This window comes from Clostridium sp. 19966 (assembly GCF_032335695.1).
GTDB lineage: Bacteria > Bacillota > Clostridia > Clostridiales > Clostridiaceae > JACTOJ01.
This window is the reverse complement of record NZ_JACTOJ010000007.1, coordinates 178,771-192,858: the sequence shown is the minus strand read 5'-3', so window position 1 is coordinate 192,858 and position 14,088 is coordinate 178,771. Positions and strand designations below refer to the sequence as shown.

Below are 14,088 nucleotides of genomic sequence, written 5' to 3'. Positions count from 1 at the left end.
GAGTGGTAGAATATGAATAGAAATGAAAAAGCATTGATATATAAGGATATAAATGAAATAACAAGTTCGAGACGTGTTATTATGCCTATGACTATTGTACCAATTATTCTAACTGTAATCATACCCTTGGGAATATTAATCGGTGCTAATTATATTGGAAATGATTCAAGTATGATTACAAAGATGGCCCCTCTCCTAAAAAAACTGCCATCGGAATATACAAATTATACTCCTGCTCAGCTTTTAATTAAAGTAACGATAAACTTTATGTTTCCATCATACTTTCTTTTAATTCCAATAATGTGTTCAGGAGTTATCGGAGCCAGTAGTTTTGTAGGAGAAAAGGAGCATAAAACTCTAGAATCTTTAATTTATACACCAATATCTATGGAACAACTGCTTAGGGCTAAGATTTTAGGAGTTTTTGTACCGTCTTATATCGTGACTTTGATTTCATTTATATCCATTGGTATTATATTTAATATAGGTGGGTATATTTATTTTGGAGAACTTATTTTCCCAGATATAAAATGGCTCATAATCATACTTTGGATTTCGCCTGCAATCAATTTATTATCACTAATATTCACTGTGATGGTATCGGCAAAGTCAGAGACCTTTCAGGAAGCACAGCAAGTAAGTGGACTTCTCGTTATTCCAGTGATTCTTGTATTAGTGGGCCAAATGACAGGGGTGATTTTGCTCAGCAACCTTGCAATGTTTATAGTGGGCGGTGTTCTTTTTATACTTGATTACATTTTGATAAAGAAGATTTCCTCTAGATTTATTCCTGAAAAACTGATTTAAATATTTAAAGGAGGTGAGCAAATGTACTGGTTGATCATATTTTTATTGGCAATAATAGTGCTTTTGCTTGCCATTATTTTTGGCTATAAAAAGGATATAAAATATATTTCTAAGCAGATTAAGGATAGTGAAGGAGAATATTGCAATATTCGGATCACTACATTAAATAAAGATATAGAGCAGCTTGCCTTATGCATTAACTACTTATATGAAAAAAATCAGAAAATAAATGCTAAAATCAAGCATAGTGAAGAAGAATTAAGAAGAAGTATAGCTAATTTATCTCATGATTTAAGAACTCCCTTAACATCTATAATAGGGTATATGCAGCTCATTAAATCGGAGAACTTAACTACAGAAGAAAGAGAAAAATATATAGATATAATTCAAAAAAGAGCAAGCAATCTTCAAGATCTTATAACTAGTTTTTATGAGCTCTCAAGAATAGAGTCTAGTGAATATAAATTTGATTTAAAGGCAATAAGTTTATCAAAACTTCTATCAGAAGCTATAGCTATATTCTATGATGACTTCATAAATAAGAACATAGAACCAAACATACAAATTCAAGAAGGGATTCCTAACATTATTGGAGATGAAAAAGCTGTACTTCGCATATTTTCTAATCTTATTGCTAATATGATAAAGCACGGAGAAGGCGGAGTAAGCATAAATTTAAAAAGTGAGGAAGGCTTCATAATAACAGAGTTCTCAAACAGTGCTCCTAATTTAAAAGAAGAAAATATAAATCATATCTTTGATAGATTTTTTACTGCAAATCTTTCCAGAAGTGAAAAAAATACAGGACTTGGACTTAGCATAGTTAAAGCTTTAGTAGAGAAATTAGGTCACAGAATAATGGCAGAACTTCATAATGAAACATTGGATATAAAAATTATTTGGAAGATATAAAGTTTCGTTATAGCTATATAACCTATAAAAAATATTGATATAGTAATATATATGGTATCATATAAGTATCAATATTATGAAAGAGGGGACTATAATGACTTTAGAAGAAGAGAAGATAAACAGTAAATCAGAGCTAAACAATCTTTTGATTTTAGTTATGGCTGCTGCTTGTGGAATAGTAGTAGCAAATTTATATTATATACAGCCTTTGCTTGTAGAAATAGGAAAAACCTTTAAGGTATCTGAGCTTAATATCGGATTTAGTGCTACACTTACTCAAATAGGATATGCAGTAGGAATGCTATTCTTATTGCCACTAGCGGATATAAGGGAAAAAAGAAGTTTAATAAGCATTATGCTGCTTTGTTCTGCTTTTTCGCTAACCCTAATGTTTTTTTCGCCAAGCATAGAAATACTTATGTTAGCATGCTTTGCCATAGGCTTTACTTCAGTGGTACCGCAGCTCATTGTTCCTTTGGCTGCCCAACTGGCAAATCCTAATCAGCGAGGCAAGGTAATTGGCTCAGTAATGAGTGGACTTTTAATAGGAATATTAGTATCTCGTACCTTTAGCGGTTTGGTAGGAGGATATTTAGGCTGGAGAACTGTATATGTTATTGCGGCAGTAATGATGATAATACTGGCATTATTTTTAAGAAAACTGATACCGATTTGTCCACCTGTTTCTCAGGTGAAATATAGTGAGCTATTTAAATCCATGGCTTATTATGCTAAAAATGAACCATCATTAGTGGAAGCTTCTATTAATGGGGCTATGATGTTTGGTGCCTTTAGTGCATTTTGGACATGTCTTGTATTCTTACTTGGAAGTTCACATTATAATATGGGATCACAAGCAGCTGGATTATTCGGGTTAGTTGGAATAATAGGAGCTTCCGCAGCACCCGTTGCGGGAAGATTGTCCGATAAGAAAAGCCCTAGATTCACTATAGCTATAGGTATGGCAATTGTAGGTATGGCCTATATAGTATTTTTAGTTTTAGGCTTTAAGCTATGGGGACTGATCCTAGGAGTAATATTACTAGATTTAGGAGTTCAGTCCTGCCAAATTTCTAATCAGACCAGAGTACATGCTATCAGTGAAGAGGCTCGTAATAGAGTAAATACAGTATTTATGGTTTCATATTTTGCCGGCGGGGCCTTAGGATCCTTTTTTGGTTCTTTAGCTTATTCACATTTTGGATGGTATGGAGTATGTGTATTTGGATTAATAACTCAAATAATAGCAATTGCCGTTCATGTAATAAGAGGTAATAATTAAATTCCAAATTATAAACGAAGAAAAAAATCTTCGTTTATAATTTAAATAGATTTGTTAGGTGTAAAGCTACAAGGTATTGAAAGTTAAAGATATTATGGTATACTATGATTAGAATTCTAATTATGTGGAGGATACCTATGACTAAAAAGATGCCATTAATGGCTCAAATGAGTATAATTTTTCTTACCTGGCGCCGCAGCTTACAAAAGGATCTGCTGCCTCATAAAATAACCTTGAAACAGGAATATGTATTAGAAACATTAATTAAAAATGATTTTCTAAATCCATCTCAAATAGCAGAGATGCTTTTCTGTGACAGACCTACTGCAACGGTTATAATTAAAAATATGGAGAGAGAAGGATGGATAAGAAAAGAAAAGGATTTAGAAAACGGAAAAATGATAAATATATATATTACTGAAAAGGGCAGACAAAAGCTGCTAGAGATTCAGCAGGAAGCGGCAGAGGGTAATAAGCATAAATATGATCCTACTGAATGCCTGTCCAATGAAGAAAGAGATCAGTTGGATAAGCTCTTAAGAAAAATAAGAAAAAATATAAAATAAAATTTTTTTATGTGAATGATTAGAATTCTAATTATATTAGAAGGAGAAAAATAAATGAAATGTATTGTAAAAGGAATAGCTATCAATTATGAAATAATTGGCGAAGGGAAGCCAATGCTTATGCTTCATGGGTATTCACCAGATCATAGGTTAATGACTGGCTGCATGGAAAGAGTGACAGGAATTACAGACAATTTTAAAAGAATATATTTGGACCTGCCTGGCATGGGAAAATCAGAAAGTGCAGAATGGATAAATAGTTCTGATATAATGCTGGATATAGTTTTAGAATTTATAGAAAAAATTATTCTTGATGAAAATTTTTTGATAGCTGGAGAATCCTACGGAGGATATTTGTCAAGAGGCATAGTCTATCGTATAGGTCATAGAGTTGATGGTATGGTATTAATTTGTCCTGCAATAATAGCCGATATGAAAAAACGTCAGGTTTCAAAGCATCAAGTACTAGTAAAGGATGATGAAATTTTAGCATCCTTGACAATTGAGCAGGCAGAGGACTTTAACTCTATAGCAGTTATTCAAAATAGGGAAATATATGAAAGATACAAAAAAGAAATAGTATGTGGACTAAAAATAGCTGATGATGAATTTTTAGATTATTTTAAGAAGAGTGGATATGAATTTTCTTTTAAAGTTGACGATGAAAACAGAAAATTTCATAAGCCTGTGCTTATGATCCTAGGAAGGCAGGACTGCTCTGTAGGGTACAGAGATGCTTTAAATATAATAGAAAACTTTCCAAGAGGTACTTTTGCAGTGCTTGATATGGCAGGACATAATTTGCAAATAGAACAGCCATATTTATTCAATGCTTTGGTTAATGAATGGGTGGAAAGAATAAAAATAGGATAAGCCAATTAAGCGCAGTTAGTGACATATGAACACATCTGCGCTTAATTATTTTATTTTGGATCAACAGATACATCAAAAGAACTTGTTATCTGCCAGGGATTTTTAATATTTTTGCTAAATATAATATTTTTAAAACTGCTGTTTTTTAAGTATTCTATTTTAGCTGGTTTGGTGTTTTTAAAGGTTATATCTTTAAAATTTATATTTTCATCATAGGAATTCTTTAACCCATCTATAAAAATAGCACTATTTTTAGAACCGTCAACACTGCAATTGTAGACTGAAATGTCTTTAAATACTGGTAGACTTTTAGCAGGTTGTACTTTTTCACTTTCTGTAGAATTCGTATAATTTGAGGTGAATATAAAAGGTTCACCCTCCCCATCATTGATATTTTTTAATGCAGAATCTCTAAAGATTATATCTTTAGCACCTCCGCCTATGTAAGAAGCAGTTTTGCAGCGAAGCCCCGCACCGGTACCATCTAATACATTATCTTCTGCTAAAATATTTTCTATCCAAGCTGCTGTATTACTTCCAGCAACTACTGCTCCATGACCACGGCCAAAGTAGTTATCAAATATCCAAACGCTGTCTACAGGCTTTCTTTTTCCTTCAGCATCAGCACCTTTTCCAGCAGTGAAATTTATATCGTCATCTCCTGTGTCAAAAACACTATTAAGCACAGTCAGTCCTTGGGAATTAAAATCTATCCCATCACCATTGCTACAGTCAAAGGTTTTTATTAGAGCACCGTTTAGTACAACATTATTACAATCACTTATTCCTATGGTTTGTTGAGAAGGATTTTCAAAGGATAAGCCATCTCCAAAATAAACATTGTCAACATGACTTACAGAAACTAAATCAGATCTTGTGGAGTAAGCTTTAATTTTTGAGAGTCCCTTATCTTTGGATAATTTAAATTGATTAGCAGCTAAAATCCCGTTTTCCTCAACAGTAGCTAAGCTGCTATTTAAAGAATTAGGAAAATTTGTTCCGATTTCTGAATTGCCTTGTTTCCATCCGTTACCGTCTATGGTGCCGCTTCCTATAATTTTTAAATCTTTGATTTTTTTATCTCCTATACAGTTTATGAGAGCATTGTCTTTTTCATCTTTTTTGGTTGGATGTTTCGAGTTTATGTAATCCTTGGGATTATCAGAGCCTAAAAGGGTACCATCAACTTTGAAAATAACACCTGGCTTTAGCCAGATAGCACCAGATTTGAAAGTCTTTCCTGATGGTAAAAGTACTTCACCTCCGGCATAGGAGGCATCAATTGTTTTTTGTATTGCTTTAGTATCAATAGTTTTTCCATCGCCTATGGCACCATATTTTGTAACATCAAATATTTTAGGAGAATTTGATGTTCTTTGAACCACAGAAAGACCTATACTTTTTTCTAATCCGCCTGTATCAACAGCTTTTACAGTGAAGGTATAGGGAGTATTAGGTTTTAAATTAGTTACGGTATAATTGTGCTGACTTATTTTCACAGCGGAAGAATTATCAGCAGCATTATAAAAATTATTTATGAGGGATGCGCTAGGGGAAGCGGAGTAATTTTTAGTATCACCTATAAGCTTTCCATCCTTATAAATATTGTAATAAGAAATATCCGCATAGTTATTTGGTTTATACCAAGCTAAAGTTATACTGCTTTCACTATAAGCTAAGGTGGGTACTATCAATCCTTGTGCTGCAGCAACATTTGTAGATTCTTTCACTGCTTCATCTTGCGTCTTTGGATGTGAATTAAAAAAATAAAGACAAGTGCCTAGGGATATAATTAATAAAAGTATTATGGAAAGTTTACTTTTAAGGCTTAGTTTCATAAGTTTCCTCCAATTCGTAATATAATCTCTATAAGAAATACGATAAAAGTGAGAAATACAGTTTTTATTTTTTTAAAAGCGTGCTATAATAAATTTGTAATTTACAAAATGTTTTTAACATTTAAAAAGGAGAAAAATTTTATGAGTAGGGTCGTTCTTAACTAAGTAATTTAATAATTGAGTCTTTAAAATTGGCTATGCTTTGAATCAATGTAAAAATCAACACTGATTTAAAACAGAACTTAAAATTAAAAACTTACGGTTATGTAGGTTTGTTTCTTGCGGAATTTTATTGACTTATAACTTAGGTAGGAACACGGATAGGCTTTACTTTTCATTGATGATATAATCCCGTGCAGCTGCGCGGGATTTTTTTATCTAAAATTGTTTATGATGCTTTAATAAATTCAATTGGCTGAGTTTGATTGGATTCTATAAGCTTTATTCTCAATTTTAATAATATTAATGAGTTTGAAGACCATAGGTGAGTTTTACTTATCTATGGTCTTTTTTTTCTAAAAATGGCCATGTTTTAAATCAGTGTAGAAATCAACACGGATTTAAAACAGAACCTAAAAAATAAATTATACATTTTAAAGCAAAATCTAAAAGAATTTTAAGGAGGAACAGAAATTGAACAATAAGACTATTGAACTATTGGAATATGATAGGATAAAGGAAATATTAAAAGGATACTCCATATCGGAGCTTGGCAAGGCTATGATAGATAAGCTTCAGCCCCAGGTGGATATAAAGGTAATAGAAAATTGCATGAATGAAACCAGCGAAGCCAGAGCCATAGTGAATATAAGCTCCAGTGTGCCAATACACAGTCTTAAGGGAGTAAGCAATATAACTCATAAATTAGGCAAGGGCTCAGTATTGACACCAGAAGAATTAGATATCATAGCGAGGCTGTTATGGGAAAGCAAAAAGCTAAAAATATTTATGCAAGATAAAGAAGAGGAAGCTCCAACTATAAGCCAATATGCTAAATCCATGTATGAGCTGGAAGAAGTGAGGGATGAAATTGAAAGATGCATAGCTTATGGAAGAGTGGAAGATAAGGCTAGTTCAAAGCTTTCTAAGATAAGAAAAAAGATAGCCATTCTGGAGGAAAGAATTAAAAGTAAACTTGAGAGTGTGCTAAAGAATGAAAAGTACAAAGCATATATTCAAGATGCCTTAGTAAGCCAAAGAGATGGAAGATACGTTATCCCTATAAAAAGCGAATATAGAAAAAATATTGAAGGCGATGTTCATGATAAATCTAGCAGCGGCTCTACTGTATTTGTAGAACCAGCAGAAGTAAAAAAGGCTCAGGATGAATTGAATATATGCAAAATAGAAGAGGAAAAAGAGGTTTATGTTATTTTATCTACACTTACCAATATGGTGGAAAGCAGTGAGAGAGAATTAAATATAAACATTCAGGCTATGGTTTATTATGATTTTTTATTTGCAAAGGGAAGATTTAGCAAAAGTATTGATGGAAGAGAGGTTAAATTAAATACTAAAAATTATATTAACATTATAAAAGGCAGGCACCCGCTAATAGGGGGGAAGGCAGTACCTTTAGATTTTCAGGTGGGGGAAGCTTATAATTCTGTAGTTATAACTGGTCCTAATACTGGAGGAAAAACAGTAGCTCTCAAAACAGTGGGGCTCTTAACCATGATGGCTCAATCAGGACTTCATGTGCCAGTAGAAAAGGGAAGCGAATTTGCGATATTTGCGGATGTTTTGGTAGATATAGGAGATGGGCAAAGCATAGAGCAGAATCTAAGCACTTTTTCTTCTCATATTAAAAATATAATAAATATTTTGAACTCAGCCGACGAAAATACCTTGGTGATTGTAGACGAAATTGGTTCAGGTACTGATCCAGGAGAAGGTATGGGGCTTGCAGTATCCATACTCAAAGAGCTTTATAATAAAGGAGCTATAATACTTGCTACCACTCATTACAGTGAAATAAAGGAATTTGCCAATAATGAAGCTGGATTTATAAATGGATCCATGGAATTTGATATTAATACCCTGAAGCCTCTATATAGATTGAATATAGGCAAGGCTGGAGAAAGCAATGCTTTTTTAATAGCTTTAAGGCTTGGAATGGATAGCAAAATCATTGAAAAGGCTCATGAAATAACCTATAAACAGAAAAAAGATTATTCTAAGTATAAGTGGGAAGAAAAGCCTCAGCCTGCTGCTTCAAATCAGGAATTTCATCAGCAGCAGGTAGAAAAATTCAAGAAAGCTGAAAAGAAGAATATCTTAATGGAAAAGCAGAACAAAAAAGATAAGTTTAAGCTAGGGGATTCCGTTTATATAAGCTTCATGAAAAGAACAGGCATAATCTGCGAAATGGAGAATTCTAAAGGAGAATATGGGGTAATGGTGATGAAAAAGAAGCTAAAGATAAATAAAAAGAGACTTTCGCTTTATATATCAAATGATGAGCTATATCCCGAAGATTACGATTTTGATATTGTGTTTGAATCAAAGGAAAATAGAAAGAATAAGCATATTTTAGAGAAGAGGCATGAGGAAGGAGTAGAAGTGGTAATCAAGAAAGGAATTTAGAACAGAGGGATAAACATAAATTCAGGCTGAGTTGATAGTTCAGCTTGCATTTTTTATTGACATTAGCAAAAAAATAGCCTAAAATCTCTATTGTAAACCTAAAAATAAAATTGGTTTACAATAGAGGCTAGGGGGATATATTATGAAAATAAAAACCAGGGACATGATATTAGCAGCACTATTTACTGCTCTTACAATAGTGGGAGCCTTCATTAAAATTCCTATAGGTCCTGCTCCAATTAGTTTACAGTACTTATTCATAGCTCTTTCCGGAATTTTGTTAGGACCTGCTTTAGGAAGTGCTTCTCAATTGGTATATGTCATTCTAGGACTTATTGGCATACCAGTATTTACATCAGGAGGAGGGCTTTCTTATATATTTACACCGACCTTCGGTTATCTTATAAGCTTTATTATAGCACCGCTCATAATAGGAAGCCTTATTAAGAATAAGAAGCCTTCTTTTTTAAGAATATTCATAGCCTGCTTTGCAGCGCTAATAGTTACCTACATAATAGGAAGCACCTACATGTATGTGATTCTGAATTATGTTTCAAAAATTCACATGAACATTTTGCAGGTGCTTAAGCTTGCAGTTATAGTATTTATACCAGGAGATATATCAAAATGCATTATTGCAGCATTAATTGGCAAAAAAGCTATACCTATTTTAAGAAAAATGGAATATTAAAAAAAGCTTATTATATATTTGTAGGTATACTTCCATCTGGAAGATCTCCATCAATGCCTAAGTAATAATGCTTTATTGGTTTAAGGTCATCATCCAACTCATAAACCAAAGGAATTCCAGTAGGTATATTTAAATTTACAATTCCGTCGCTTGGAATATTGTCTAGATATTTCACTAACGCTCTGATTGTATTGCCGTGAGCTGAAATAATAACTTTTTTATCTGAACTGATTAAGGGTACTATGGATTCTTTCCAATATTTAAGTACCCTTTTTTCTGTATCTTCAAGGTTTTCTGTTAGAGGGTATTCATCTTCAGTAAGATCTCTGTATTTTGGATTTGTAATCTCATATCTAGGATCATTTTTTTCCAAAGCTGGTGGATTTACATTTACTGATCTTCTCCACAGTTTAACTTGATCTTCTCCATATTTGGCAGCTGTCTCTGCCTTATTCAATCCCTGCAAGGCTCCATAATGTCTTTCGTTAAGCCTCCAAGATTTATTTACAGGTATCCACATTAAATCCATCTCGTCCAGTATAATCCATAGAGTTCTTATGGCTCTTCTTAAAACAGATGTAAAGGCAGCATCAAAGGTATAACCATTCTTTTTTAAAATCATGCCCGCCTGCCTAGCTTCATTAAGACCATTTTCGGATAGGTCAACATCTGTCCATCCTGTAAATCTATTTTCTAAGTTCCATATACTTTGGCCATGTCTAACCAATACCAATTTTACCATTTATAATCACCTCGTTAGATATTATTTTTTTACTTTTTACTTAATAAATAAATTATAGTCTATACAATTAAGCATGTATATATTTCTTAATATAATTTAAAAAAGTATGTTTCAATTTTGTAACATAAGTGTTACTTTTTTCTGTATATAAAAAAATTAGAATGCTATAGAATCTAAATATACTTAAGGATAGGGGGATAACTCATGAAGAAGCTAATGAACTTTACTATGAAAAATACTTTGGTAGTTTTTTTAGTAGTTATAATGCTGATAGGAGGAGGCATATATTCCGCAAAAAATATTAAGATGGAAACTATGCCGGATATAACTATACCAGTGATGACTACAACTATCATTTATCCAGGAGCATCTCCGGAGGACGTATCGGATAAAATTACGGAGCCTATGCAGAAGGCTATATCTGGTATTCAGGGAGTAAGCAGTGTTAAAACTATCAACAATGAGAATGTTGGTATAATAGTAACTCAATTTGATTATGATACGGATATGGATAAAGCTGAAAAAAATGTGGCAGAGGCTGTAGGTAAGGTTACACTTCCGGATAATGCACAAAATCCGGTAACCAGCAGAATAGGCTTTAATAGCAAACCTATAATGACCTATGCTATAGACGGAAGTACAGACAAGGAGAAATTAACAAAATTTATAAACGACAAGGTTAATCCTAAATTAAGCGGAATAACAGGAGTATCTAGCATAAGTGTTCAAGGAACCTTCGATAATAGCACATATATTAAGGTGAATTCAGATAAGCTAAAGGAAAACGGATTAACCTTAGATAATGTGAAATCCGCGCTTACAGGAAATAATATATCTATGCCTGTGGGGCAGATAGATATGAATAATCAAACCTTACCTATAAGGACAGAGAAAAAAATAAACAGCATAGATGAGATTAAAGCAATACCTATAGTTATTCCAATAAATCAGCAGGCTATTGTTGGAGACAGCCTAAATAAGCTAGGTGAAGGTATGAATCAGCTTGGTGAGGGCATGAACCAGCTTGGAAGTGCGGTAGGCCAACTTGGAGATGGCATGGGACAGATGTCTCAAGGCATGTCACAGCTGGCAGAAGGTGAAGGAGCTATAGGAAGCTTGGTTTCCAGCAACACCCAAGCTATTGCATATTTAAATGCAGCTCAGCAAATACAAATGGGTATACTTTCTCAGCAAGCTATTTTAAGCAATCCTTCTTCTACAAAACAGCAGCAGGCACAGGCTAAAGCAACACTTACAGAGCTTCAGCAAAAATTAACTGAGACTCAGGACGCTCTCAACAAGAGTCTTAATGATCAGATAGAAAAAGGTAAGAGCCTTCAACAACTTCAATCCAGTGCCCAGAGTTCTCAAAGCACCTCAACACCTAAAAGTAACACAAATAGCACTACAAAAAGCAGTAGTACTAAAACCAGTACCGATTCATCAGGGGCTTCTGCTAGCACAAGCAGTGAACAGATCCAGGTGAAGGTGATTTTCTTAAGCGACATAGCAGAGATAACTAATTCAACTACAGAAAATCAGATAAAGACAAGATCTAATCTTAAAGATGGAGTCATACTAAATGTTTATAAATCAGATGATGCTAATACTGTACAAGTGTCTAATGATATTAAGGATGCTATAAAAGAGCTTAGTAAGGATGATTCCTCTGTTAAGTTCAGTCTTGTAAGTGATAGCGCTGTAAGCATAAAAGCTTCAGTAGATGGAATGGTACGAGAAGGAATTCTTGGAGCTTTATTTGCAATAATTGTTATAGCAATCTTCTTAAGAGATATAAGAGCTACAATCATAGCAGTGGTATCCATACCTATCTCTATAATGATAGCCATGATACTTCTACCTAAATTTGGCATAAGCCTAAATACTATGTCTTTGGGTGGAATTGCAGTAGCTGTAGGGCGTATAGTGGATGATTCCATAGTGGTAATAGAAAACATATATCGAAGGTTCTCTAAGGCGGAGCAGGGAGATGAAGAACTTATAAAAGAAGCATCCGCGGAAGTGGGTTCGGCTATAATGTCTTCAACTATAACAACAGTAGGTGTATTTCTTCCTTTAGCTTTCATATCAGGTATAGTAGGAAAGGTGTTTGCTTCCTTTGCCTTGACTGTAGTAATATGTATTCTTGCTTCTCTAGCTGTAGCCATAGTTGTGGTTCCAGTATTAAGCAAAAAGATGCTTTTAGGAAAGAAAATAAAGCATGTAGAGCATGAAGGAAAAATGGTTCACGCATATAGAAAAATTCTTTCAGCTGCTTTAAATCATAGAGCTATAGTGCTTGGATTATCTATAGTTATATTAGGAGGAACAGTTTTTCTTGCAAGAAAGCTTCCAGTGCAATTTTTACCTAGTGAAGCAACCAATACATTAACTGGTAAGCTAACTATGTCTCCAGGAACCGCTGTAGATGCTACTAATGATTATGCTATGAAATTTGAAAAATATTTAATGGCAAGAGGGGACATAGAAACTGTGGCAACCTCTGTAGGAGATACAAGCAGTTCATCAAAAGGAGCTTTATCACTTCAAGGAAGCAATGGTGCAAGCTTCACTATTGTAATAAAGGATGGGAAAAATTATGATAAGGTGGCAGATGAAATAACCATAGAAGCTGATAAACTTTCAGACAAAAATGGAAAATTTCAAGTAAGCGCTCAATCTTTTTCAGGTCAGACTGATAATGTAGAAGTGGATTTATACGGTGATAATTCAGAGGATTTGTCTAAAGCTGCAGGTATCGTGGCAGGCAAGCTTAACACCCTTAGCGAGCTTACTAATGTTACAAACAGTGCCAGTGAGAAAAAGCCTGAAATAGAGGTTAAGGTAGATGCCAATAAGGCGGCAGATAATGGATTAACTTCTGTAGCTGTAGCGGCAACTGTAAGAAGCGATTTAAATTCAAGTATAGTTACTACAATTAACAATAATGGTGCAGACTCAGATGTATATCTAGGATATGCGGATAAGAAATTTGACAATATAGACAGTGTTAAGAACTTGGAAATCACAGGAATGAAAGGAACAATAAAGCTTTCAGATGTAGCAGAGGTTTCTCAGGGCTACGGACCTGTAAGCGTATCTGAACTAGATGGTAAACAATACGTTTCTGTAACAGCTAATATAAATTCCAAGGACACCAGTAAAGCAAATTCAAATGCTAAGAAGGCTGTAGAAGAAATAGAAAATCAATTTCCTAAAGGAGTGACTTATACTTCTGGAGGAAGTAACCAGCAGATAAAAGATGCATTTTCTCAGATGGGAATGGCTATGCTTATAGCTATTGGGCTTGTATATATGGTAATGGTAGTAACCTTTGGAGAAGGAAGAACTCCTTTTGCCATATTATTCTCACTTCCATTTGCAGCTATAGGAGCGTTATTAGCACTTTTAATCACGGGTCAGTCGCTATCTGTATCTGGGCTTATAGGAATGCTGATGCTTATAGGAATTGTTGTTACCAATGCCATCGTGCTTTTGGATAGAGTAAATCATAACAGAGAAAAGATGACTATAAAAGAAGCATTGATGGAAGCTGGAGGCGTAAGATTAAGACCTATACTTATGACAGCCATAGCAACAGTAACTGCTCTTATACCTTTAGCATTAGGATTTTCAGAAGGCGCTCTTATATCTCAAAGCCTTGGCATTGTAGTTATAGGCGGGCTCGTTGTTTCAACCATGCTTACACTTATAGTAGTACCTGTTATATATAGCATTATACAGAAAGAAAAGCTATAATTTAATTAGGCTATGTTTTTTAACATAGCCTA

General features: G+C 33.9%; 10 protein-coding genes. 8 read left to right on the top strand and 2 right to left on the bottom strand.

The features are described from left to right. The first annotated feature begins 12 nt into the window (after window positions 1–12). The 5 genes from IAI10_RS09640 to IAI10_RS09620 all read left to right on the top strand — a co-directional run bounded on the left by IAI10_RS09640 (window position 13) and on the right by IAI10_RS09620 (window position 4,440). Complete coding sequence (locus IAI10_RS09640) at window positions 13–807, top strand: ABC transporter permease subunit (protein ID WP_315673099.1); 795 nt, start codon at window positions 13–15, stop codon at window positions 805–807. Window positions 808–828: 21 nt separating this feature from the next. Further along, window positions 829–1,719, top strand: a complete 891-nt coding sequence (locus IAI10_RS09635; protein ID WP_315673098.1) for a HAMP domain-containing sensor histidine kinase — start codon at window positions 829–831, stop codon at window positions 1,717–1,719. A gap of 94 nt (window positions 1,720–1,813) precedes the next feature. Beyond that, window positions 1,814–3,001 carry an MFS transporter gene (locus IAI10_RS09630; protein WP_315673097.1) on the top strand — a complete coding sequence of 396 codons (1,188 nt, stop codon included), beginning with the start codon at window positions 1,814–1,816 and terminating at the stop codon, window positions 2,999–3,001. 137 nt (window positions 3,002–3,138) lie between these two features. Then, a complete protein-coding gene (locus tag IAI10_RS09625; RefSeq protein ID WP_315673096.1) occupies window positions 3,139–3,567 on the top strand; it encodes a MarR family transcriptional regulator in 429 nt (142 codons plus the stop codon). Window positions 3,568–3,621: 54 nt separating this feature from the next. Continuing rightward, window positions 3,622–4,440 carry an alpha/beta hydrolase gene (locus tag IAI10_RS09620; protein ID WP_315673095.1) on the top strand — a complete coding sequence of 273 codons (819 nt, stop codon included), beginning with the start codon at window positions 3,622–3,624 and terminating at the stop codon, window positions 4,438–4,440. 50 nt (window positions 4,441–4,490) lie between these two features. Here the strand turns inward: IAI10_RS09620 and IAI10_RS09615 are convergent, their stop codons facing one another. Continuing rightward, complete coding sequence (locus tag IAI10_RS09615) at window positions 4,491–6,278, bottom strand: glycosyl hydrolase family 28 protein (RefSeq protein WP_315673094.1); 1,788 nt, start codon at window positions 6,276–6,278, stop codon at window positions 4,491–4,493. Window positions 6,279–6,911: 633 nt separating this feature from the next. On the opposite strand from IAI10_RS09615, the gene IAI10_RS09610 reads away from it, so the two are divergent. Both IAI10_RS09610 and IAI10_RS09605 read left to right on the top strand, forming a co-directional pair. Continuing rightward, window positions 6,912–8,864, top strand: coding sequence for an endonuclease MutS2 (locus tag IAI10_RS09610; RefSeq protein ID WP_315673093.1), 1,953 nt, complete (start codon window positions 6,912–6,914; stop codon window positions 8,862–8,864). A 142-nt stretch (window positions 8,865–9,006) separates the two neighbouring features. After that, window positions 9,007–9,555 (top strand): biotin transporter BioY, encoded by a 549-nt coding sequence (locus IAI10_RS09605; protein WP_315673092.1) that lies wholly within the window; start codon window positions 9,007–9,009, stop codon window positions 9,553–9,555. A 10-nt stretch (window positions 9,556–9,565) separates the two neighbouring features. On the opposite strand, the gene gpmA is transcribed toward IAI10_RS09605, so the two are convergent. Next, the gene (gpmA, locus tag IAI10_RS09600; protein WP_315673091.1) at window positions 9,566–10,297 is read right to left on the bottom strand and encodes a 2,3-diphosphoglycerate-dependent phosphoglycerate mutase; all 732 of its coding nucleotides are present in this window, start codon (window positions 10,295–10,297) and stop codon (window positions 9,566–9,568) included. 204 nt (window positions 10,298–10,501) lie between these two features. Here gpmA and IAI10_RS09595 point away from each other — a divergent pair, with 204 nt between their 5' ends. Then, window positions 10,502–14,056 (top strand): efflux RND transporter permease subunit, encoded by a 3,555-nt coding sequence (locus IAI10_RS09595; RefSeq protein WP_315673090.1) that lies wholly within the window; start codon window positions 10,502–10,504, stop codon window positions 14,054–14,056. Window positions 14,057–14,088: the final 32 nt, after the last annotated feature.